This window comes from Shimia sp. Alg240-R146 (genome assembly GCF_947331465.1).
Lineage (GTDB): Bacteria > Pseudomonadota > Alphaproteobacteria > Rhodobacterales > Rhodobacteraceae > Shimia.
Map to the genome: position 1 here is coordinate 623852 of NZ_CAMZOK010000001.1, position 23996 is coordinate 647847.

Genomic DNA, 23996 nt, shown 5'->3' on the forward strand with positions numbered 1-23996 from the left:
GTCCCCTTACGCCATCGCGTGGCGGTAGCTGGCCGAGTAATGACCGGTGACGTGGTGTTCGAGTTGGCGTTCGATGTCGCCCAGCAGCGAGGAGGCGCCAAAGCGGAAGAGGTCGGGTTGCAGCCAGCGGTCGCCGAGTTCGTCTTTGATCAAAGACAGATACACCAGCGCATCCTTGGCTTTGGAAATGCCGCCAGCGGGTTTGTAGCCGACGCGGTATCCGGTGCGGTCGTAATAATCGCGAATGGCGCGGATCATCACAAGCGAGACGGGAAGGGTGGCGTTCACACTTTCCTTGCCGGTCGATGTCTTGATGAAATCGGCGCCTGCCATCATGCACACCAGAGAGGCGCGGGCGACATTGCGCAGCGTACCAAGTTCGCCCGTGGCGAGGATGGCCTTGATGTGGGCGTCACCGCAGGCGGCGCGCATCTCGGCCATCTCGTCATAAAGCGCCTTCCAGTTGCCCTGAAGCACGTGGCGACGGGTGATGACGATGTCGATTTCTTCGGCACCGGCTTTGACGCTTTCGCCGATTTCAGCGATGCGCAGGTGGTAGGGCGAGAGACCCGCCGGAAATCCGGTGGAGACGGCGGCCACGGGAATGCCGGTGCCCTTGAGAGCGGACACGGCTGTCTCGATCATGTCGTGATAGACGCAAACAGCGCCGGTGGTCAGGCCGGTCATGTCGAGCGCGTCCAAGATGTCAGCGCGCACCGGTTGAGCGGCTTTGGCGCAGAGACGTTCAACGCGGCCTTCGCTGTCATCACCGGACAGGGTCGTGAGGTCAATCAGCGAGATTGCCTTGCACAGCCACGCGGCCTGATAATCCTTCTTGACCGAGCGGCGGCCCGGAAGCGTTTTGGCACGGCGTTCGATGGCCGACGTATTGGCCTGTGCGGTGCGGACCCAATCAAGGTCTAGCGCCATGCCGGGATTGCGCGGTTCGATCGCCGTCGGCAATTGGTGCCCTTCGGCGGAAATGGTGGGCGTTTGCATCGATCCATCCTGTTGCGGAAAACAGGTCCAAAATGCCTCAGGTTACGTAGGCATTGCAAGACAACAGACAGGATGAAATGCATATTTTTTACCCAATGGTCAGAAAAAAGATGAGAATAAGTCGCAATTGCGTTGACACTTTTGCGAATGGTTCTCATATTCAATCTCAAGCAAAGCAAAGGTGATACGTGCGATTCTCCCGCAGACAGTTCGTTTTAGGTACATTGGCCGGTTTGGCGGCCCCCGCATTGGTGCCACAAAGCGCTTTGGCAGCGGATAAGCTAAGCGTTGTTGCGACAACGGGTATGATCGCAGACGCCGTGCGCCGGATTGGTGGCGCTGCGGTTGAGGTTCGCGGCCTTATGGGGCCAGGCGTGGACCCGCATGGCTACCGCCAAACGCGGACCGATATCGTTGCGATGACTCGCGCCGATATTGTGTTTTGGCATGGCCTTTACCTTGAAGCGCAGATGGAAGGGTTCTTCCATAAGCTGGAAAAACGCGGGTCGGTTATTGCGGTCACGGATCAGTTGCCGCGCGATCTGTTGCGTGGTCATGACGATTATGACGACAAATTTGACCCACATGTTTGGATGGACCCCAATCTGTGGGTTTTGGTGGCCGACCGGGTTCGTGATGCATTGATTGAGAAGCGGCCTGAGAACCGTGAGATGTTTGAGGCCAATGCTGCCGCGTTCACCGAAGAGCTGCGCGTTTTGGCAGGTTATGCCGATCGCACTTTGGCAACGGTTAACCCAGAGTCCCGAGTGCTGCTGACGGCGCATGACGCGTTTGGCTATTTCGGCGAGGCCTATGACTTCGAAGTTCTTGGCATTCAGGGCATCTCCACGGAATCCGAGGCGGGATTGAACCGGATCAGCATGTTGGTGGACATGCTGGTGACGCGCAAAATCAGTGCCGTCTTTGTGGAAAGCTCGGTGTCAGACAGGTCGATGCGGGCGGTGATCGAAGGCGCAGCCGCAAAAGGCCATGACGTCAAAATCGGTGGAGAGTTGTTTTCCGACGCGATGGGCGCTGAAGGCACTTATGAAGGCACTTATGTGGGCATGATTGACCACAACGTAACAGTGATCGCGAGCGCGCTTGGCGGTGAAGCACCGGCGCGTGGGCTAAATGGCCGTTTGTCGGCAGGATCTTGAGGGCGCCAGAATGAGCTTGGAACTTGCAGCAAATGACGGCGTGATCCCGACAGGGCATGCGCTTGCGCAAAGCCCGCTGGCCGTGCGCGGCATGACCGTAAGCTATGGGCAGACGCCGGTGGTGTTTTCGGTCGACATGACTGTGGCGGAAGGCGCGATGACAGCGATCATCGGCCCGAATGGCGCGGGCAAATCCACATTGTTGAAGGCCGCACTGGGCATTGTAAAACCGTTGGCAGGCCAGGTTTCGGTGTTTGGAAAACCGTTGGCAGGGGAACGTCACCGTATCGCCTATGTGCCGCAGCGCGCCAGCGTGGATTGGGACTTCCCGACGCGGGTGATTGATGTTGTTTTGATGGGGCTTTACCGCGAACTGGGCCTGTTGCGCCGCATTCGCGGTCAACACCGCGCCAAGGCGATGGCCTGTTTAGAGCGTGTTGGCATGGTGGACTTTGCGGACCGCCAGATCGGGCAGCTTTCGGGGGGGCAACAACAGCGGGTTTTCCTCGCACGCGCGTTGGCACAAGAGGCGGATCTTTATTTGCTTGATGAGCCTTTTGCCGGTGTCGATGCAGCCACGGAAAAGGCCATAATCGATGTGCTTAAGTCGTTGAAGAAAGACGGCAAGACGGTTGTCGCAGTGCACCACGATCTGGCCACTGTGGCCGACTATTTTGACCGTGTTTTCCTAATCAATACCCGCAAAATTGCCGAAGGCACCGTGGCTGAGGCCTTTACGCCTGAGAACCTTGACCGGACCTACGGTGGGCGTCTGGCGACGGGGCAGATCGATCAGCTGGATCTGGTCGCGGTCTAAGCCATGCTTTGGGACGCGCTGACGCTCCAGCTGGGATATAACGCCACTTTGGTCACCATCGGCGCGGCGCTTTTGGGTGTGTCAGCAGGGGTGACGGGCACGTTTCTTTACCTACGAAAACGCGCATTGGTGAGCGACGCCATCAGCCACGCGACCCTGCCGGGTGTGGCGTTGGCGTTCATCGTCATGGTGGTCTTGGGCGCGGACGGCCGCAGCTTGCCTGGCTTGCTTTTGGGCGCTGCGGTGTCGAGCTGGATTGGGCTGCTGTGCGTGAACTGGTTGACGGCCCGCACGCGGCTGGCCGAAGACGCAGCAATTGGTGCGGTTTTGTCGGTTTTCTTCGGCTTTGGCATCGTTCTTTTGACCGTCATTCAGACCATGACCGCGGGGCGCGCTGCGGGGCTCGAAGGATTCTTGCTCGGATCCACTGCAGGGATGTTGTTCAACGATGCAGTGGTGATTGCCGTCGGCGGTGCGGTGACACTGGCGCTTGTTGTTGCGCTGCGCAGACCCATGGGGCTGGTGGCGTTTGATCCGGAATTTGCCGCGTCCAGCGGCGTCAATGTGCGTCGTATCGATCTGGCAATTATGGGGCTGGCGCTTGCTGTCACTGTTGTGGGTCTCAAAGTGGTGGGGCTGGTGCTGATTGTGGCGATGTTGATCATTCCGCCGGTGACAGCCCGCTTTTGGACCGATCGAACTGACAAGATGGCAATGATTTCAGGGATTTGCGGTGGGGCCGCAGCGTGGGTCGGGGCGGCGGTCTCGGCGACGGCGCCTTCGCTGCCGACGGGCCCGATTATTGTTTTGACCAGCTTTGCGCTGTTTGCCTTGTCGCTGTTGTTGGCGCCCAATCGGGGCCTTCTGGCGGTCGGCGTTCGCCATCGGCGGTTTCAACGGCGGGTTCATATGCGGCAGGGGTTGCTGGCTTTGGCCCAAGGTCAGCCCATTTTTGAGCGGTTCACACTGACATTGTTGCGCCGCGCCGGATTGGCGCATGCGGATGGTGTGGCAACCGACGATGGCAAAGCGCGGGCTGCAAAGGCGTTGCGGGACGAGACGCGTTGGCAGGTTGTGCGCGCGGATCAGGCGTTCGAAAGCGCAGCGGCGCTCTATGACGGATTGCGCGACATCGAGACCGTATTGACCAATGACCAGATCGCTGAAATCGACCGACGCATCGGCAGCCCAAAGGGGGTGGCAACATGAGTGGTGCCGAGTTCGTTCCGCTGTCGTTGACGCCGTTGCTAATTGGCATGTTCGCGGCTGTCGCCTGTGCACTGCCGGGTAATTTTCTGGTGCTGCGGCGGCAAGCGCTGATTGGCGACGCCATCAGCCATGTGGTTCTTCCCGGTATTGTTGTGGCCTTTTTGGTCACCGGCGTTGTAGCTGCGGCTCCGATGCTTTTGGGCGCGGCTGTGGCCGCGATTTTGTCTGTCGTGATGATTGAGGCAATCCGGCGTTTGGGCGGGATTGAACCGGGCGCAGCGATGGGGCTGACGTTCACTACGTTGTTTGCCGCGGGTGTGCTTTTGCTAGAACAATCAGACACATCTGGTGTGCATCTGGACGTCGAACACGCGCTTTATGGCAATCTGGAAAGCCTGATTTGGCTTGATGCCATCGGCTGGCAGAGTTTGGTGGACGCAAGCGCCTTGGCGGAACTGCCGGTGGAGCTGTTCCGCGTTGCGGCGGCGTTGGTTGGTGTCTGCGCTTTTCTTTGGGTCTTCTGGCGGCCCTTGGTGTTGTCGACTTTTGACGAAGGCTTCGCCCGCACATTGGGAGTGCGCACCGGCTCTGTCGGACTTGCGTTGGTGATCGTGGCCGCTGTGGCGGCGGTGGCGGCGTTTGATGCGGTGGGATCGATCATTGTGATCGCCATGTTCATTTGCCCGCCTGCTGCGGCGCGATTGATGACAAACCGGTTGAATATGCAACTCGGTTGGAGCGTCGTGTTTGCGGTTTTGTCGGCGGTTTTGGGTTATGTATTTGCAGGCTTTGGACCGCTGTGGTTCGGCTTTGACAATGCGGTGAGTGCGGCGGGCATGATCGCCACGGTGTCGGGTGTGATCCTTGGTCTGTCGGCGCTGTTTGGCCCATGTCGCAAGCGCCTTGGGGCGCCTGTTGTCTGAAGAGATCAGGCCGCTTTCGGGCCTCTTTTGGTGGCGTGCAGCGCGGTCCACGCATCGTATTGCGACAGAAAGACCTGCCCGCTGAGGTGATCAAGGAAGAGGCTGCGTGTGAGGCGGTCCATGACCGGCCCTTTTACCTCGGACAGGTGCAGGCGGATGCCCATATCCAGAAGGCGGGCGTGCATCGCTTCGAGGCTTTCCAAGGCAGAAAGATCAACTTCGTTCACGGCCGAGCACATCAGCACCACATCCGAGATCGGATCGTCACACACAACGCGGTCATAAACGTAGTCTTCCAAGAAGCGCGCGTTGGCGAAATACAGGCTTTCGTCGATGCGCAGAGTCACGAGGTGAGGCGCTGTTTTTACCTTATGGCGCAGGATGTTACGGAAGTGCTGCGTGTTTGGAACAAGGCCGACTTCTGCGACATGCGGGCGGGAGGTTTTATATAGATGCAGGGCAATAGAGAGGATCACGCCGGCACTCACGCCAGCTTCGACCCCCAAGCCCAAGGTGAGGGCGATGGTGGTGGCGACAGCGGCGAAGTCGACCTTGGAATACCCCCAGGCGGTGCGCAGGATCGACAGGTCAACGAGGCTGAGCACGGCGACGATGATCGTGGCGGCAAGCGTGGCCTTGGGGAGGAAGAACAGGAGCGGTGTGAGGAAGAGCGCGGCACCGGCAATCCCGATGGCGGTAAAGGCGCCTGCGGCGGGGGTTTGTGCGCCGGCGTCGAAGTTCACAACCGAGCGGGCAAAGCCACCGGTGACGGGGTAACCGCCTGAAATTGCTGAGGCAATGTTGGAAGTGCCGAGGCCGATCAGTTCCTGATCCGGGTCGATGCGCTGGCGGCGTTTGGCGGCCAGAGTTTGCGCCACGGACACGCTTTCGACAAAGCCGATGATTGAGATCAGGACCGCTGCGAGGAAGAGCTGCGACCAGAGATCGGGTGACAGGCTGGGCATTGAAAGCGGCGGCAGGCCGGTGGGCACCTCGCCAACGATTGAGACACCTTTGCCACCGAGATCAAAGAGATAGACCGCAAGCGTGGTGGCGGCGACGGCGGCAACAGGGCCGGCTTTGGTCAGCACATCGGCCAGACGTGGCGCGGTTCCAACACGCAGCAGGAGGGGTTTCAGGCCTTTGCGGGTCCAGAACAGAAAGCCAAGTGCAAAGACGCCGATGACAACCGTGTAGGCGTTGGTCTCGGCGATATGCGCCAAAAGGGAAGACAGCAATTCCGGCAGAGAATGGCCGTGGGCGGAGATACCAAAGATGTGCTTGAGCTGGCTGAAAGCGATCAGGATGCCGGAGGCCGTGATGAAACCGGCGATCACTGGATGAGACAGAAAATTAGCAAGAAAACCAAGGCGTAACAGGCCCATGAGGGTCAGCATGATGCCGGACATAAAGGCCAGTGTGATGGCGGCGATCAGGTATTCGGCTGTGCCTTGTAAGGCGAGATTGCCAATAGCAGCAGCCGTCATCAGCGAGACCACTGCTACGGGACCAACGGCCAGAACGCGCGACGTGCCAAAGATTGCATAGGCCACCAGCGGTAGGATCGAGGCGTAAAGGCCAACCTCTGGCGGCAGGCCAGCCAGCAGCGCATAGGCCAGCGATTGCGGGATCAGCATGATCGTGACGATCACCGCCGCAAGCATATCAGCACCAAAGGTGGCCTGGTCATACTGACGGGCCCAACTGAGAATGGGCAGGTAGCGGGTTATCTGATTTGAAAGCGGCATGGGGCCTCGGATGTGAGTCGTGTTGAGGGTTTATATATTCAGTTTTTGGAATAAGTGAAGGGTGTGATTGCTGGAAGTCGAGAAGAAAGTGGCGGGCATTTGAAGAATCAGGAGTTAACCGGCTGAAAACAGACAAAACCGGTGTCTGCATCGCGTCGGTATCACGGCGGTATCGCGTAGGCGTCGGTTTGGCAGTGCACTGCGTGACCTCAACGGGCGTTGCGCCTACTTCGGCTGCGTTGACATCCGGCGCAAAGGTGCCAAAACCTGTGGTGTCCAAATGGGGAGAGCTGAGATGAGCGGCGCGTGGGAATTCTGGATCGACCGGGGTGGCACTTTTACCGATATCGTTGCGCGCAAGCCAGAAGGCGACGTGGTCACGCACAAGCTGTTGTCGGAAAATCCGGAACGCTATCGCGATGCTGCCGTGCAAGGCATTCGCGACCTTATGGGGGTGACCGGTGAATTTGCGGAGGGCTCCATCGGCGCGGTGAAGATGGGCACGACGGTGGCGACCAACGCCTTGTTGGAACGCAAGGGGGAGCGGGTGGCTTTGGTGATTACCCAAGGGTTCCGTGATCTGTTGTTGATTGGTTATCAGACACGGCCACGCTTGTTTGATTTGGAAATCAAACGGCCTGATCTGCTGTATGAAACCGTGATCGAAATGGATGAGCGTCTGGATGCCGAGGGCGGGGTTGTCCGCGCGCTTAATGAGGACGCCTTGCGTGGCCAAATGCAGGCGGTTTTTGACGACGGAATTCGCGCCATCGCGATTGCCGGACTGCATGGTTATTTGAACCCAGTGCACGAAAAACGCGCCGCCGAGATGGCACGCGAGATCGGATTTTCACAGGTGTCCGTGAGCCACGAGGTCTCGCGTCTCGCAAAACTTGTGGGGCGCGGCGATACCACGGTGGTAGATGCCTATCTGTCACCCATTCTGCGGCGCTATGTGGATCAGGTGGCCGGTGCGATTGACGTGGGGTCTGCCAGTGAGCGGTTGCTGTTTATGCAATCAAACGGTGGCTTGACGGACGCGAGCCTGTTTCACGGGCGTGATGCCATTCTGTCGGGACCTGCGGGTGGTATTGTTGGCATGGTCAAGACCGGCGAGGCGGCAGGATATGACCGGCTGATCGGCTTTGACATGGGCGGTACATCAACGGATGTGAGCCATTATGCGGGCGACTATGAACGCAGCTTTGAGACCGAAGTGGCGGGCGTGCGGATGCGCGCGCCGATGATGGATATTCACACCGTTGCGGCCGGTGGCGGCTCGATCTGTACGTTCCGTGACGGGCGGTTTCAGGTGGGGCCGGAAAGTGCTGGGGCCGATCCCGGACCGGCGTGTTATCGACGCGGTGGGCCGCTGACAGTCACCGATTGTAACGTGATGCTGGGTAAGCTGAACCCCGATCATTTCCCGCATGTGTTTGGGCGCGGTGGCGACTTGCCGTTGGACGTGGATGTGGTGCGCACCAAGTTTGCCGAAATGGCGGCGCAGGTGGCGACCGAGACCGGAGAGACGGCGCGCAGCCCCGAGGAGATGGCCGAAGGCTTCTTGCGGATTGCCGTTGATAACATGGCAAACGCGATCAAGAAGATTTCTGTTCAGCGCGGGCATGATGTGACGGGCTATGCGTTGCAATGTTTTGGCGGCGCTGGTGGGCAGCACGCTTGTTTGGTGGCGGATGCGCTGGGCATGACCAAAGTGTTCATTCACCCGCACGCCGGGGTTTTGTCAGCCTACGGCATGGGGCTGGCCGAGATCCGCGCGATGCGCGAGGTGCAGTTGGACGCGCCGCTTTCGGATGTTGCGGCGGCAGAGGTGGCGCTGGCAGCAATCGCTAAAGAGGCGCGTGCCGAGGTTGTGGCGCAGGGCGTGGCGGACGTGACGATCGAGGCGCGGGCGCATTTGCGCTATGACGGCAGCCATCAACCGCTTGAGGTCGCATTTGGCACCGTGGCCGAGATGCAGGCGGCGTTTGAAGAGGTTCACAAGCAGCGGTTTGGCTTTATCAGCCCGGAACGGGGCCTGCTGTTTGATATGCTGAGTGCGGAGGCGATTGGCGAGACCGGTGAGGCGCCGGGCGTGGTGCCGCTTGGCACAAGCGACGCGCCAAAGGCGCAGATCGCCGTGCATGTTGGTGAGGGGCGGCGTGATGTGCCGCTTTATGACCGCGATACGCTGAGTGCTGCGGCGGTGATTGCCGGACCGGCGGTGATTTCGGAAAAGACCGGCACCAACGTGGTGGAACCGGGGTGGGCAGCGCGGCTTGATGGTATGGGCAACTTGATCCTTGAGCGTGTTGAGGAAATGGCGCGGGAGCGGGCTGCGGGCACGACCGTTGATCCAGTGTTGCTGGAAGTGTTCAACAACCTGTTTATGTCCGTCGCCGATCAGATGGGGGCGACGCTGGCGAACACGTCGTGGTCTGTGAACATCAAGGAACGGCTGGATTTCAGCTGTGCGATCTTTGACACCGAAGGCGATCTGGTGGCCAACGCGCCGCATGTGCCGGTGCACCTTGGCAGTATGGCCGAAAGCATCCGCACCGTGATGCGTGAGAATGCGGGCGACATTCACGAGGGCGATGCCTTTATGCTGAACTCGCCCTACAATGGCGGCACCCATTTGCCGGATGTCACCGTGGTGACGCCGGTGTTTCATGGCGGCGAGGTGGTGTTCTGGCTTGGCTCTCGCGGGCACCATGCCGACATTGGCGGTCGCACACCGGGATCGGGGCCGCCTGACAGCACGCACATCGACCACGAAGGCGTGTTGATCGACAATGTGCGGCTGGTGAGCGGTGGGGATTTGCAGGATCAAGTGGCACGCGATGTGTTGGCCTCCGGCATGTATCCGGCGCGCAATCCCGATCAGAACATGGCGGACCTTAAGGCGCAGGTGGCGGCCAATGAGACCGGGCGGCGGGAGTTGCTGAAGGTTGTGGATCACTATGGATTGGGCGTGGTGCAGGCCTATATGGGCCACGTGCAGGACAACGCCGAGGAAAGCGTGCGGCGGGTGATTGACCGGCTGACAGACGGATCGTTCAGCTACCCGATGGATCATGGAGCCAGCATCGAGGTGCAGGTCTCGGTGGATCGGGACGCGCGCGAGGCGGTGATTGATTTCACCGGAACAAGCGGGCAGCACCCGGGCAATTACAATGCGCCGATGTCGGTGTGCCGCGCGGTGGTTTTGTATGTGTTCCGCACCATGGTGGGCGCGGAAATTCCGCTGAACGAGGGCTGTCTGAAACCGCTTCGGATTGTGGTGCCGGACGGGTCGATGCTCAATCCAGTCTATCCGGCGGCGGTGATTGCGGGCAACACAGAGGTCAGTCAGGCGACCTGCAATGCATTGTATGGCGCGCTGGGCGTAATGGCCTGTTCGCAAGCCACAATGAACAACTTCATCTGGGGCAATGACGCGTTTCAGAACTATGAAACCATTGCAGGTGGTACGGGCGCTGGGCCGGGATTTAACGGCTGTGATGCGGTGCAGACGCATATGACCAATACGCGCTCGACCGATCCCGAAATTCTGGAAAAACGCTTTCCGGTACGGTTGGAGGAATTTGGCGTGCGCGCAAACTCTGGCGGTGTCGGGCGCTGGTCTGGCGGCAACGGGTCGATGCGCAAGCTGCGCTTTCTTGCGCCGGTGACGGTTACGACGCTGTGCTCGCATCGCGAAGTGCCGCCGTTTGGCGTTGACGGCGGGGCGCCTGGGTCTGTTGGCGTGAACTGGGCAGAAATGCCGGATGGAACACGCGTCGACCTGAAGGGGTTTGACGAGATCGATCTGCCAGCGGGCGCCGTGTTTGGCATGGGCTCGCCTGGGGGCGGGGGCTGGGGCAAAGCGTAGAAAAGAGAATCAGCGCCCGAATTTGGCGGGCGCTGATTGTTTGCGTTAGGCCGCCGAAAAACCAGCATCCAAAGCGGACAGGATCGTGTTGACCTCGGCCTCGGAAATGGTCAGCGGTGGCGACATCATAACGTTGTGCGCGCCAAGACGAACCATGGCACCGGCCTGATAGGTGGCTTCGTGCACTTTCTTCATGGTGGCCATGTCCATTGGTGTCTTGGCGTCTTTGTCTGACACCAACTCAATCCCTGTCATCAGGCCATGGCCGCCGCGCACATCGCCGATGATGTCGTGTTTCTCGGCAAGTTTCCGTACGCCATCGTATAGTTGCGTGCCGCGTGCGGCGGCGTTGGTTTTGGTGTCGAGCCGTTGGGTCTCGGCCAGACAGGCGACAACGGCGGCAGACCCAACAGGATGCGCCGAATAGGTGTAGCCGTGGAAGATGCCGGCCTCGCCGGTTTGGTCGTTCTCAAAAACATCCGCGACCTTGTCGCCAACCATGCAGGCACCGACAGGGAAATAGCCGGAGGTGATGCCTTTGGCGACGGTCATCATGTCGGGCTGAACGCCCCAGTGCCGCGCGCCGGACCAGTCGCCAGTGCGGCCAAAACCGGTGATAACTTCGTCAGAAATCATCAGGATGCCGTGGCGATCACAGATTTCGCGCATCAGGCGCATAAAAGAAGAGTCTGGTACAATCACGCCGCCCGCGCCCTGAATGGGTTCCATGATAAATGCAGCGATGGTGTTGGCGCCCTGAAAGGCGATCTCGTCTTCCATCGCGGCGGCGATGTTTTGCGCCAGCTGCGCGGGATCGGTTTCGTTGAACGGATTGCGATAGGTATAAGGCGCGGGTAGATGGAAACAGCCCGGCAGCAGGGGTTCGTAGTTGATGCGGAAACGGTTGTTGCCATTTACTGACGCGCCACCAAAGTGGGTGCCGTGGTAGCCCTTCTTAAGGCTGAGAAACTTGGTGCGGGTCGGTTCGCCCCGAAGCCGGTGATATTGACGGGAAAGGCGCAGGGCGGTTTCCACCGAGTCCGAGCCGCCGGAGGTAAAGAACACTCGCGTCATGCCGTCCGCGTCAAAGAATTCGCGCACGGCGTAGGACGCCTCGATGGCCGGTGGGTTGGAGGTGCCGGCAAAGGCAGAGTAGTAAGGCAGATCGTAAAGCTGTTTGGCGATCGCCTCTTTCACGACGTCGTTGGAGTAGCCGAGGTTCACGCACCACAGACCCCCCACAGCATCAACCGTGGAATGGCCGTCGATGTCGGTGATTTTCACACCTTTTGCGCCTTTGATGATCTTGGGCGGCGTGCCGTGACTGTCCCCGGGGGCACCCATCGGATGCCAAAGATGGCGGGCGTTGTTTTCCTTGAGGAAGTTGTCGTCTTTCATGGTGGCGCTCCCTTGGCTGCGGGGGTGAGTCCGGCAGGTCAAAAAATTTGATCAAATATTGCCGCAAGCGGTTTGGGCTGTCCAGCAAAAGCGGCAAAGGCAATGCAAACGCGGTGGTAGAATCAAACGGGAACATGCTAGATTTGGTCCCATGCCTGTGGATAACCCCAACATAAGCCAAGATTTGCCTGTCATCCGTCAGCTGGATGATGCTGCGATCAACCGGATTGCGGCAGGTGAAGTGGTCGAACGACCCGCGTCTGCGGTTAAAGAGTTGGTGGAAAACGCCATTGACGCGGGCAGCATGCGGATCGAGATCGCTTATGCCGACGGGGGCAAAACGCTTATTCGCATCACGGATGACGGCTGTGGCATCTCTGAGGCGCAGTTGCCGCTGGCGTTGTCACGCCATGCGACCTCCAAAATCGATGGCAGCGATTTGTTAGACATCCACACGTTTGGGTTTCGCGGCGAGGCCTTACCGTCGCTGGGCGCCGTTGGGCGGCTGACGATCACATCACGTGTCGGATCTGCACCGGCAGCGCGCATTTCGGTGGAGGGCAGCGTGATGGGGCCGGTCAAACCGGCGGCGCTGTCAGGGGGCACCATCGTTGAGCTGCGGGATCTGTTTTATGCCACGCCCGCACGTCTGAAGTTTATGCGCACGGATCGCGCCGAGGCGCAGGCGATCACGGATGTGGTCAAACGTCTGGCGATGGCGGAGCCGTTCATTGGTTTTACGCTGCGCGATGTGACTGGCGGCGGCGAAGGGCGCGTGACCTTTCGCACCGAGGCCGAAACCGGCGATTTGTTTGACGCTTTGCACGGGCGATTGGCGAAGATCATCGGCAAGGAATTTGCCGAAAACGCGCTGCGGATCGATGCAGAACGCGAGGGGCTGCGGCTGATTGGGTATGCGGCGTTGCCGACCTATTCGCGAGGCTCGTCGGTGGCGCAATATCTGTTCGTGAACGGAAGACCGGTTAAAGACAAGTTGCTGGTCGGGGCGTTACGTGGGGCGTATTTCGATTACCTGAGCCGCGACCGGCATCCGGCAGCGGCGCTGTTTATTGATTGCGATCCGCATTTGGTGGACGTGAACGTACATCCGGCGAAATCCGAGGTGCGGTTCCGCGATCCCGGTATGGCGCGGGGCTTGATCGTTTCCAGTTTACGTCACGCATTGGCAGAAGCAGGGCATCGGGCGTCGACAACTGTGGCCGGTGCCACGCTGGGCGCGTTTCGGCCCGAGCAGATCGGCGCGCTTGGCGCGACGCCACAAAGTCCACAGGGTGTGGCGCGGGTGTATCAGATGGACCGCCCGTCGATGGGCGCGCGCGCGGCGGCATATCAGGCGCAGGCGCCAATGGCGGCCTCGGAGCCGGGATTTGCAGATCTGACGGAAGCCTATTCTGCGCGAGTGGAGCCGGTTGTGCAGGCGGCCCAGCCAGAGGTTGAGGCCTTGCCGTTGGGCGCGGCGCGGGCGCAGGTGCATGAGAATTACATCGTCGCGCAGACCGAGACAGGCATGGTGATTGTCGATCAGCACGCGGCACATGAGCGGCTGGTGTACGAAAAGCTGAAACATCAGATGGCGGAAAACGGCGTTGCGGCGCAGGCGTTGTTGATCCCGGAAATTGTGGATCTGTCCGAGGGCGATTGCGCGCGCATTCTGGCGGTGGCCGAGCCGCTGAGCAAATTGGGTCTGACGCTGGAAGCCTTTGGTGGCAGCGCGGTTGCCGTGCGTGAAACGCCTGCATTGCTCGGAGAGGTCAACGCGCGAGCGATGGTGCTCGATATCCTTGATGAGCTGGACGATCAGGGCGAGAGCATGTTGGTGCAGGCCAAGCTTGAAGCGATCCTAAGCCGCGTGGCTTGTCATGGGTCGATCCGGTCGGGGCGGCGGATGCGGGCCGAAGAAATGAACGCTTTACTGCGCGAGATGGAAGCGACGCCGCATTCCGGACAGTGCAACCACGGACGGCCGACCTATGTGGAACTCAAGCTGAGCGATATTGAGCGGTTGTTTGGGCGGACGTGAAACATCGACGGGTCAGGCAAGATCCGACTTTTGGTCTGAGAGAATAAGAATGAACGGGCGAGCATGATCACTATTGGCACCTATACCCTGAGCGTTGCAGAGACCGCTGGCTTGGCCATTGCGGTGCTGCTGGTTGTTCTCTTGATAATGGCGATCCGCGCGGCGGGAAAATCGGCGCGGATGGCGGAACCCTTGGCACATCAGATGGGGTCGCTGGGGCAGCGGGTCCAGTCGTTGGGAGACGGACAGCAGCAGTTGGCCGGTGGGCTTAATCAGGTTGTCGAAAGTCAGGCGGCGGCGCAGGCGCAGTTGTTGCAGCACATGGAAAAAAGGCTGTCGCAGGTCAATTTGCAGATGACAGAGAATCTGCAGGGCTCCGCGCGGCGCACGGCGCATTCTTTGGGGGAGTTGCAAGAACGGCTCAAGACCATCGACAAGGCGCAAGAGAATATCACGCGGTTGTCCGGCGATGTTCTGAGTTTGCAAGACATTCTGAGCAACAAGCAAACCCGCGGCGCGTTTGGGGAAATTCAGTTGAACGATATTGTCAGCAAGGCGCTGCCATCTGACAGCTATAAGCTGCAACATACGCTATCGAATGGTAAGCGCGCGGATTGTCTGATCCACCTACCGAACCCTCCGGGGCCAATTGTGATCGACAGCAAGTTCCCGCTTGAGGCCTATGAGATGCTGCGCAATGCCAGTACGCAGGGTGAGCTGGACGCTGCGGCGCGGATGCTGCGTACGTCGGTCAAAAAACACATCAAGGATATCTCGGAGAAATACATTCTTGATGGGGAAACCGCTGATGGCGCGCTGATGTTTTTGCCGTCCGAGGCAGTTTATGCCGAGTTGCACGCCAACTTTCCGGAGCTGGTGCGAGACGGGTTTGAGGCGCGGGTGTGGATCGTGTCGCCGACCACTTGCATGGCGACGCTCAACACCATGCGCGCCATTTTGAAAGACGCGCGGATGCGGGAACAGGCGGGGGCCATTCGCAAGGAGTTGGGGCTGTTGCACAAGGATGTGGACCGCCTTGGGACGCGGGTGGAAAATCTGGATCGGCATTTCACGCAGGCGGCGAAGGACGTGTCCGAGATCAAGATCAGCGCAGACAAGGCAGGCCGGCGGGCGCGGCGGTTGGACAGTTTCGATTTCGAGGAACTGGCGCCGGATGAGAGCGACAAAGTGGTGCCGTTGACCAAGCCGGAGGGGTGACGTGGTCGCCTGGGGCTTTTGGCGGCGGACGCCTTCGGCGAGGGTACTTGGAGCCAGAAAGAAGGCGCGGAAATTTCTTTCTGGCCAAAAAACCCACGGGGTCCGGGGCAGAGCCCCGGCTTTGCCCAAGGCTTAGAGGCGCAGCTTGCTGCGTCTTTCAAGGCGCGGGAGCCCGTGGTGAAGGCAAGATCACGCCAATTGACCGAAAAAACCATTTGCGCCACATCAAAGACGGGTCGATGCTGGTGCAACACACTAGGAGCGACCAGAACGGAGACGCACCATGTTAGAAATATCCCCATGGCAAGTGGCGCAGGTCGTGCTGATGTCCCGTGAACTGAACCGGGCAGAAGGCGAACTGAGGGCCTTTATCGAACGACTCAACGAAGATGAACAGGCCAGTCTTGTGGCCGTGATGTGGGTGGGCCGCGAAGCCTTTGCCGCAGGCGAGCTGGCCGAAGCGATCCGCACGGCCAAGACAGAAAACACGGTTCCGACAGCCGACTATCTTCTGGGATCGCCGCACCTAAGCGATCATTTGGAGAGCGGAATGGAAGAGCTTGGCTTGTCACTAAGCGACGAAGAAGACGACCTCGTGCGGCGCGGTTAACGGACGCTTTTCGGCTCTGCGCCGCGCTGTTTGCGGTGCGGTTTTGGCGAAGACGCCAACCTTTTGTTAATTTATGCCAAGGCGGCCTGCGACCCTTTTCGTGGGCCTCTTTTGCTCCCACCTGTGGACCGTTGGGAAACAGAACCCGCTGATACGGGTCTTCGCACAATCGACACCCTTTTTGCGGAACGGATGCGTTTCTGCAGGGCTCTTGCACGCGATTTCGTGCGGGCCGTAACGGGCGTGTTCGCGTGCAAGGCTTCGTGGTTGTGGGGTTATTTTAAAGGGGCAGAGGTATGTCGATCAGTTTTTGGGCGCGAGAAGATCAAAAAAACGGGCAGAACAGATATGTGGATCTCACCGACGAGGACGCGGTCGAAATCACGTTTGTCAAAGACGGGCCTGATGGAAATCTCGTGCTTGAGGACAATGGTGGCGAGCCAGATCCCAATACCAAAGTTGTGATCGATGGTGTCGAATACGAATTTGTTTTTGAGATGACTGCAGAGTTGGACGACGGGCGCAACGTACCGGATGAGTTTGACGATGCAGAAGTGGCGATGATCACCATTCTGGATTATCCCGAACCCGGCGATGAAACCCGTTTTATGTTTTTGCCGGACGTCGATGCCAGCGAAGACGACATGAACGAGTTTGGCCACAAGAAATTCAAACTCGACGACGTGGATCGGCACCCCGATGATCTGCCGGTGTGTTTTGTCGCGGGCACTTTGATTGACACGCCGTTTGGTGCCAAACCGATCGAGATGTTGCAAGCAGGTGATCGCGTGATGCTGGCGGATGGGCGAAGCAAACGCATTCTGATGGCGGTGCATAGCCGGTTCAGCTTTGGTGAATTGGTCCGAAAACCTGCGTTGCGCCCCGTGTGTATTGAGGCACATAGCCTCGGCGGGGGGCTCCCGCATCGTGATCTTTGGGTGTCCCAACAACATCGCATTGTGTTGCGGGGCTGGCAGGTCGAAATGATGTCCGGCACATCGGAAGCTTTTGCCCATGCCGGACATATCGCACCCGCACCGGGCTTGCCTGATCTGTCCTGGCGGCATGGCGTGACTTACGTGCATTTGCTGTTGGATGGACACGAGATTCTGATTGCCAATGGGGCCGAAGCAGAGAGCCTTTTCTTGGGCACGCAAGCGATGCAGACAATGGCGCCGCACGCGCGAGCGCAAGTGTCTCGGTTGATGTCGGAACGTCCCGACCTGTTGGCCCAATTTCAGGGAACGGCATTGCCGGACCTGAAGTCACATGAAGCCCGAATTTGGGCCAGAATGGTTGCGGGAGAGCCGGTGTTTCGTGATCTCGTCGCGCAAGCCGCCTAGGCGTTGGGTGTCAGCCAGGCCCGCAGGTAGATCGCGAGGCGTTCTTGTGGGTCTACGGCATTGTGCAACGCGCAGAACACCAAAGAAATCGCTTGAACAACAAAAGCTTGCACACCTTCGGCTTGCAGGTCCGCGGAGATATCCTTGCGAAATGGCATGTCGGCAAGCCAAGCGGCTGTGACCTCGGCCTGACGGCCGAATGTCATGGCGATGGGGCCTACTTCGGCATTTGCTGCAGCGCCGGAGTGGCGCAGAATCACGTCAAACACGTAGCGTTCACAGCTCATGAACGTGACCAGCGGCATAAAGGCCGCGGCCATCTCGTTGATGGTTTTGGGCACGTCTTGCGCCTCGATTAGGTCGAGATGGCGATCAATTTCCGCGCCGATCAGCTGATCCATCAGCGCGTCTTTGTCTTTGAAATGGGCAAAGAACGTGCCTTTGGCGACACCGGCGCGCAGCACGACCTCTTCGACGCGCAGGGCCTCGTAACCGTTGTCGGCAATAACGGAATTGGCCGCGTCCAAAAGCTTGGCGCGGGTTTTTAAGGTGCGTTGTTGAATTGCGCGGGCCATGGCCTGTTTTGGCATGAATTTTGACCGTGGTCAAATTAGATATTGACCGCGGTCATTTTTGTGTGCATTTAAATTGACCGTGGTCATTTTAGGAGGGAATCGTTATGACTGGGAAACGCATTTTTGTATTGAACGGGCATCCGGCGGCGGAAAGTCTGACCGGCAGCGTGGCGCAAAGTTACGCGGATGCGGCGCGTAAATCAGGGCACGATGTACGGGTCGTGAACCTGCATGATCTGGAGTTCGATCCGGACTATGGCTTTGGCGGCTATGTGAACCAAAAACCGCTTGAGCCGGATCTTGAGGCGGTGCTGGCCGATATTGAGTGGTCCGAGCACGTCGTCGTGGCGACACCGATGTGGTGGGGCGGGTTGCCCGCCAAGCTTAAAGGTCTGTTTGATCGGGCCTTGCTGCCTGGACGCACGTTTGACACGCGCAATACGACTAAGCTGGGCTTGCCTGCGCCGCTTTTGACGGGACGTACAGGGCGGGTTCTGTTGTTGTCAGACACGCCCGGATGGTTCTTTCGGCTGTTTTACCGCAACGCGATGATTGTGCAGATCCGGCAGCAAATTCTGGAGTTTGTCGGGATCAAGCCGGTGAAAGTCACGCAGTTCAACGGCGCCAGCCATCCAAAACCAGGTCGGGTTGATCGCTGGATCAAGCAGGCGGCAAAGGCAGGTGCTCAGGCATCCTGAGCGCAAAAGAAAGGGGCCTGACGCATGTGCATCAGGCCCCTTCTCGTTGGATGTGATCAGGCGGTGTGATCGACGATCTGCATATGCTGCGCCAAGGTGGCGATGTGGTCTAGCCAGTCATTGAACAACGCAGGCTCGGACGGAGCGGCGTGAACGCCGGGGGCAATTTTGCCGTCCAGAACCGATTCAATTGCCAGCGACACAGGAATGGACACCAGTCGCGCCATCGCGGTGCCGCGCTCGTCGCCCCATGCGTCCATCGCGTAGGTTTTGTGATAGACTTCGGTGCCGTCTTTTTCGGCCTTCAGCCCAACGCAAAGGATCACACGGTCAGGCTCGCCTTCGTCGTAAGAATTCTCGTTCCAGAACTGGTCCGACATCTCTTTCAGGCGCGCGTCGCCTTCGGGGCCGGTCAGGGTTTCGATTTCGCGGAAGACGTCGCCCCAGGCTTCGGTCCAGCCGTTCAAACGCAGGGTGCCGCGCACAAATTCTTTCACGGTCCAATCAGAGTCGAACTTGTAGTCTTCCATGAAGGGAATGCTGTCGCGGTTTGGGTAAACCTCAAAAGTTTCCGGCGTTTGGAGCGGCGCCTGATAGCTGGAGATAGCGTCCCACGGACGGTTCACATCCAACGGTTTGCCGTCACGGATCGAGCGGGATGGCGAGCGCAATGCCTTGAGCACACCCAGAGGCGACCAGCTGAATTTGTATCGGAACGGGTTGGCCACTTTGGGCACGCCGCCGCAATAGCTTTTGAAGCTCAGGGTGTTGTCGTTCGCATAGGCATCGGAGGCACGATAGTCGGCGATCAATGCATGGGCCATCAGGTGATCGATGCCGGGGTCAAGGCCAACTTCGTTGACGCAAGCGATACCGGCGGCTTTGGCTTTGGCATCCAGCGCCTTCATTTCCGGCGCTATGTAGGATGAGCTGACAAAGTTGGCGCCCTTAGTGACGCAAAGTTCGGCCAGCGGCACGTGCCAGTCACCGGGCAGCATCGACACAACAACGTCGTCGGCCTCAAGCGCCGCGCCAAGGGCGTCGATGTCAAAGGCGCGAATGTCGGAGGCCAGATCGCCGACGGCCTCTTGGGCCTTCTCGATTGTCCGGTTCCAGACGGTGACAGAGCGGCCTTGTTCGAGCAGGCGGCGCAGGCCGGGAATGGCCGACAGGCCGGTGCCACACCAATGAATGGTCATGTTTTCTCTCCCCTCAGAGGTCTTTGGAATGGGTTATGAAATCCGCCTCGGCGCGCGTCCAAACGCCGCCTGACAGATCATCAAGTGTCAAAAGCGTATCAAGCAGCTGTGCGGCATAATCCTCGGAGCTCTCAACGGGCAGCATCGACGGCAGATTGTCGATGGCCATGACGTCCAGAACCGGGGCGTCTGCAACGCGCAGGGCTGGCGCGTCCCAAGTGGTGGCGCGGTCATAGACCGGCACCGGATTGTAGTCGCTGTCGGGATCGCAGGCCACATCGCCAATCGCGGTGAGCGTACGGTCCGCCGCGAGTGCGTCTTTGGGCACGAACACAGGCGTGCCGGGACGGGCGAAGATACAGTTCAGGAACAGATCATGGGTGAGGATTTGCGGGAAAGGACCGCCAGTTGCAGTTTCCGCCATATCCCATTTGGTCACGCTGCAGCCCATCGCCTCCAGCAGATCCGCAGCGCCGGTTCCAACGCGGCCCAAGGCGCCGATGACAATTGCGGAAGGTCGGTCGGTTGCCAGCGCATCAAGTTCAGCATTCAGGTCCGACAACAAAGCGTCTTTGCCAGCATACACACCGACGGGGCCGCAGATCTCGCCGCGTTGCTGGGCGGCCCAGCTTTTGAGCGTGACGGCCGCGCCGGCATAGCCGGCCCAATAGCCAAAGGCCGCAACACGGCGGCCGGTTTCGTTCACAAGGTATTCAAGATCAAAAAGCGTGCCGCCGCCCGCCTTGAAGCGTTTCAGAAGCGCGACGCCGGAGTGCTGACCTTTGAAAGCGTGGCCAAACATGATGTGGCGATGCGGCAAAGCGGAGCCGTCTTCGGGAAGCTCTTTGAGCCCGAAAATGATGGCGTCGCGTGGCGCGTCCGGCCAGCTGTTTTCGGATGCGATTTCGCAGCCTGCATCGATGTAACCCTGCAATGGGATCGCGCGCACCGAGCTTTCCTCAACTGTGACGCGGATGCCTTTGTCCAAAAGCGCCCTGGCGCCTTTTGGGGTCAGTCCCACCCGTTCCTCGTTTGGCCGCTGCTCGGCCCGCACCCAAAGATGTGTCATCCTCAGTCCCCTCAATTTCCGCAGAGTCATAGATCAGCCTCGCCCATGCTTGGCAAGGGCCTCCCGCCCGTCGTCAGCTTGTCTGCGACAAGGCGCCTTCGGTTGGGCATGGCTCAGCTGCGCTGAGCCTGATTGGATATTTGTCACCAAAAAGAAGGGGTGTGTTTGGGCGTGAAGCGGCTTCTTTCTGGTCAAAAATACCCCGGGGTGGACACATCAATGATGTGTCAGGGGCAGCGCCCCTTCCCGCACTTTCCGGGTGGCGGTGAGGGTGGGCGCATGGCACAACTGAAAAAAGTAGAACAAGGAGCGCGTCATGAGTTTTGGCAAAGGATGTCACCTGCATCTGATCGATGGATCGGCCTTTATCTTTCGGGCGTATCACGCGTTGCCGCCTTTGACGCGCAAATCCGATGGTTTGCCCATCGGTGCAGTCGCCGGGTTTTGCAATATGTTGCAGCGCTATGTCGAAGACAACGCCGGCCCCGACGCGCCGACGCATGTGGCCGTGATCTTTGACTATTCCGGCAAGTCGTTTCGCAACGAGATGTATGATCGATACAAGGCCAACCGCCCGCCAGCGCCTGAGGATCTGGTGCCGCAGTTCCCACTGACACGAGATGCAACACGCGCGTTTAACATCGCCTGTAAAGAGGTCGAAGGCTTTGAAGCGGATGACATCATCGCCACGCTTGCCGTGCAGGCGCGTGAGGCCGGTGGGCGGTGCACGATCATCAGTTCCGACAAAGACCTGATGCAGCTTGTTGGTGACGGTGTCGAGATGCTGGATGCGATGAAAAACAAGCGCATTGACCGCGATGGGGTGCATGAAAAATTTGGCGTCGGACCGGAGCGGGTTGTCGATGTGCAAGCGCTCGCCGGTGACAGTGTCGACAACGTACCTGGCGCGCCGGGCATCGGGATCAAGACCGCCGCTTTGTTGATCAACGAATACGGTGATCTGGAAAGCCTTCTGGACCGCGCCGAAGAAATCAAGCAACCCAAGCGGCGACAGTCGTTGATCGACAATCGCGCGCAGATCGAGTTGTCCAAAAAGCTGGTGCAGCTGGATGAAGGCATGGAGCTGGATTTCACGATCGATGATCTTGAGGTGCAAGACGCCGATGCCGACACGCTGTTGGGTTTCCTAGCCGAGATGGAATTCCGCACTTTGGCCAAGCGCGCGGCTGACAAGCTGGGCGTGGACGCGCCGGTGATCGCTGAGCCTGTGGCGCAAGCATCTGTGATTGCAGAAGAAGAATCCGTGCCGATTGATGCTGCAAAATACGAATGGGTACAGGACCGCGCAGCGTTGGACCGCTGGGTCGCGCAGATCATGAAGCGCGGCTATGTGGCGGTGGACACGGAAACCAATTCGCTGAACGAGATGGTAGCGGAGTTGGCGGGCATCTGTCTGAGCGTTGAGCCGGGCGAGGCGTGCTACATCCCTGTGGGCCACAAAAAAGGTGCCAGCGACGATCTGTTTGGCGGGGATGAGTTGCAGGCGGGGCAGATGCCTTTGCAAGAGGTACTGGATGCCTTGCAGCCGATGCTTGAGGACGCGTCCGTTCTGAAGATTTTCCAGAACGCGAAATACGATTGCAAGGTATTTGCCAACTATAACATCGCCGTCGCGTCGGTGGATGACACGATGCTGCTGAGCTATGCGCTGCATGCCGGTGAGCACAATCACGGGATGGACGCGCTGTCAGAGCGTTATCTTGGGCATCAGCCGATCTCGATCAAGACGCTTTTGGGTACTGGCAAAAGTGCGATCACTTTCGACAAGGTGCCAATAGAAGACGCCGTGAAATATGCCGCCGAAGATGCGGATGTTACCTTGCGTTTGTGGAAGATGTTCAAGCCAAAGCTGCACCAGAAACAAGTAACAACGGTCTATGAAACGCTGGAACGGCCTTTGGTGCCGGTGTTGGCGCAGATGGAACGGCATGGCATTAAGGTGGACCGTGACACGCTGAGCCGGATGTCCAATGCGTTTGCGCAGAAGATGGCCGAATTGGAAGCGGACATTCACGAGGCCGCCGGACGGTCGTTCAACGTTGGCAGTCCGAAACAGCTTGGCGAGATCCTGTTTGACGAGATGGCGTTGCCGGGCGGCAAGAAAGGCAAAACCGGGGCCTATGCCACGGGGGTTGATGTGCTTGAGGATCTGGCGACCGAACACAGCTTGCCCGGGCTGGTGCTGGATTGGCGTCAGATGAGCAAGCTTAAGTCGACCTATACCGACGCGTTGCAGACCCATATCAACGCGGACACGGGTCGTGTGCATACATCGTATGTGCAGACTGGCGCAAACACGGGACGTTTGGCCTCTGCTGATCCGAACTTGCAAAACATTCCGGTGCGCTCGGAAGAAGGGCGACGCATTCGCGAGGCCTTTGTGGCGGATGAGGGCAAGACGCTGATCTCGCTTGACTATTCACAGGTTGAGTTGCGGATCTTGGCGCACATAGCGGAAATTGACGCGCTGAAAGCCGCGTTTCGCGACGGGCAAGACATTCACGCCATGACCGCATCCGAGGTGTTTGGCGTGCCGATGGAAGAGATGACCAGCGAGGTCCGAAGCCGCGCCAAGGCGATCAACTTTGGTGTGATTTACGGCATCTCGGGCTTTGGTTTGGCGCGGAATTTGCGCATCCCGCGGGGGGACGCGCAGGATTTCATCAACCGCTATTTCGAGCGCTTCCCGGGCATTCGGACCTATATGGACGACACCAAAGCCTTTGCCAAAGAGCACGGTTATGTGCAGACGCTGTTTGGTCGCAAAATCCACACGCCGGAGATCAACGCCAAGGGACCGCGTGCGAGCTTTGCGTATCGAGCGGCGATCAATGCGCCGATCCAAGGCACTGCGGCCGACATCATCCGCCGCGCGATGGTGCGGATGCCTGATGCGATCAAGGACCTGCCGGCCAAGATGTTGCTACAGGTGCATGATGAATTGATCTTTGAAGTTGAGGATGCTGCGGTTGACGAAACCATCGCTGTGGCGCGCGACATAATGCAGGGCGCGGCAGAGCCGGCAGTAAAGCTGGACGTGCCGTTGATTGTGGATGCGGGGCAGGGTGCGAATTGGGCCGAGGCGCATTAAGCG

17 protein-coding genes are annotated in these 23996 nt (G+C 59.1%); 11 read left to right on the plus strand and 6 right to left on the minus strand.

Annotated features, from left to right (window positions below):
- Positions 1-6 precede the first annotated feature (6 nt).
- Entirely contained in the window at positions 7-999 is a 993-nt protein-coding gene (deoC, locus tag PG871_RS02960; RefSeq protein ID WP_270725784.1) for a deoxyribose-phosphate aldolase, read from the minus strand.
- A 188-nt stretch (positions 1000-1187) separates the two neighbouring features.
- On the opposite strand from deoC, the gene PG871_RS02965 reads away from it, so the two are divergent.
- Genes PG871_RS02965 through PG871_RS02980 form a run of 4 tightly spaced genes read left to right on the plus strand, consistent with a single transcriptional unit; the run spans position 1188 to position 5108 of the window.
- Entirely contained in the window at positions 1188-2159 is a 972-nt protein-coding gene (locus PG871_RS02965; RefSeq protein ID WP_443020464.1) for a metal ABC transporter solute-binding protein, Zn/Mn family, read from the plus strand.
- Between the two features lie 10 nt (positions 2160-2169).
- Positions 2170-2976: a metal ABC transporter ATP-binding protein gene (locus PG871_RS02970; RefSeq protein ID WP_270725786.1), complete on the plus strand. Its 807-nt coding sequence runs from the start codon at positions 2170-2172 to the stop codon at positions 2974-2976.
- Between the two features lie 3 nt (positions 2977-2979).
- Positions 2980-4185, plus strand: a complete 1206-nt coding sequence (locus PG871_RS02975) for a metal ABC transporter permease (RefSeq protein ID WP_270725788.1) — start codon at positions 2980-2982, stop codon at positions 4183-4185.
- Positions 4182-5108 (plus strand): metal ABC transporter permease, encoded by a 927-nt coding sequence (locus PG871_RS02980; RefSeq protein WP_270725790.1) that lies wholly within the window; start codon positions 4182-4184, stop codon positions 5106-5108. The genes PG871_RS02975 and PG871_RS02980 overlap by 4 nt, the downstream gene beginning before the upstream one ends.
- A gap of 5 nt (positions 5109-5113) precedes the next feature.
- Here PG871_RS02980 and PG871_RS02985 read toward each other — a convergent pair whose 3' ends face one another.
- A complete protein-coding gene (locus tag PG871_RS02985; RefSeq protein WP_270725791.1) occupies positions 5114-6856 on the minus strand; it encodes a SulP family inorganic anion transporter in 1743 nt (580 codons plus the stop codon).
- A 295-nt stretch (positions 6857-7151) separates the two neighbouring features.
- On the opposite strand from PG871_RS02985, the gene PG871_RS02990 reads away from it, so the two are divergent.
- Positions 7152-10730 carry a hydantoinase B/oxoprolinase family protein gene (locus PG871_RS02990; protein ID WP_270725793.1) on the plus strand — a complete coding sequence of 1193 codons (3579 nt, stop codon included), beginning with the start codon at positions 7152-7154 and terminating at the stop codon, positions 10728-10730.
- Between the two features lie 45 nt (positions 10731-10775).
- Here the strand turns inward: PG871_RS02990 and PG871_RS02995 are convergent, their stop codons facing one another.
- The gene (locus tag PG871_RS02995; RefSeq protein ID WP_270725795.1) at positions 10776-12128 is read right to left on the minus strand and encodes an aminotransferase class III-fold pyridoxal phosphate-dependent enzyme; all 1353 of its coding nucleotides are present in this window, start codon (positions 12126-12128) and stop codon (positions 10776-10778) included.
- A gap of 151 nt (positions 12129-12279) precedes the next feature.
- Here PG871_RS02995 and mutL point away from each other — a divergent pair, with 151 nt between their 5' ends.
- From mutL to PG871_RS03015, 4 genes are all read left to right on the plus strand, one after another.
- Positions 12280-14169: a DNA mismatch repair endonuclease MutL gene (gene mutL / locus PG871_RS03000; protein ID WP_270725796.1), complete on the plus strand. Its 1890-nt coding sequence runs from the start codon at positions 12280-12282 to the stop codon at positions 14167-14169.
- A gap of 63 nt (positions 14170-14232) precedes the next feature.
- Positions 14233-15387: a DNA recombination protein RmuC gene (locus PG871_RS03005; protein WP_270725798.1), complete on the plus strand. Its 1155-nt coding sequence runs from the start codon at positions 14233-14235 to the stop codon at positions 15385-15387.
- 283 nt (positions 15388-15670) lie between these two features.
- A complete protein-coding gene (locus PG871_RS03010) occupies positions 15671-15997 on the plus strand; it encodes a DUF3775 domain-containing protein (protein ID WP_270725800.1) in 327 nt (108 codons plus the stop codon).
- Positions 15998-16293: 296 nt separating this feature from the next.
- Positions 16294-17340 carry a Hint domain-containing protein gene (locus tag PG871_RS03015; protein WP_270725802.1) on the plus strand — a complete coding sequence of 349 codons (1047 nt, stop codon included), beginning with the start codon at positions 16294-16296 and terminating at the stop codon, positions 17338-17340.
- Here PG871_RS03015 and PG871_RS03020 read toward each other — a convergent pair.
- A complete protein-coding gene (locus tag PG871_RS03020; RefSeq protein WP_270725804.1) occupies positions 17337-17915 on the minus strand; it encodes a TetR/AcrR family transcriptional regulator in 579 nt (192 codons plus the stop codon). The genes PG871_RS03015 and PG871_RS03020 overlap by 4 nt on opposite strands.
- Positions 17916-18019: 104 nt before the next feature.
- Here PG871_RS03020 and PG871_RS03025 point away from each other — a divergent pair, with 104 nt between their 5' ends.
- Entirely contained in the window at positions 18020-18613 is a 594-nt protein-coding gene (locus PG871_RS03025; protein WP_270725806.1) for an NAD(P)H-dependent oxidoreductase, read from the plus strand.
- 56 nt (positions 18614-18669) lie between these two features.
- Here PG871_RS03025 and PG871_RS03030 read toward each other — a convergent pair whose 3' ends face one another.
- Positions 18670-19812, minus strand: coding sequence for a saccharopine dehydrogenase C-terminal domain-containing protein (locus PG871_RS03030; protein ID WP_270725807.1), 1143 nt, complete (start codon positions 19810-19812; stop codon positions 18670-18672).
- Positions 19813-19825: 13 nt separating this feature from the next.
- Positions 19826-20881, minus strand: coding sequence for a saccharopine dehydrogenase (locus PG871_RS03035; protein WP_270725810.1), 1056 nt, complete (start codon positions 20879-20881; stop codon positions 19826-19828).
- A gap of 316 nt (positions 20882-21197) precedes the next feature.
- Here PG871_RS03035 and polA point away from each other — a divergent pair, with 316 nt between their 5' ends.
- Positions 21198-23993 (plus strand): DNA polymerase I, encoded by a 2796-nt coding sequence (polA, locus tag PG871_RS03040; RefSeq protein ID WP_270725811.1) that lies wholly within the window; start codon positions 21198-21200, stop codon positions 23991-23993.
- The last annotated feature ends 3 nt before the right edge of the window (positions 23994-23996 follow it).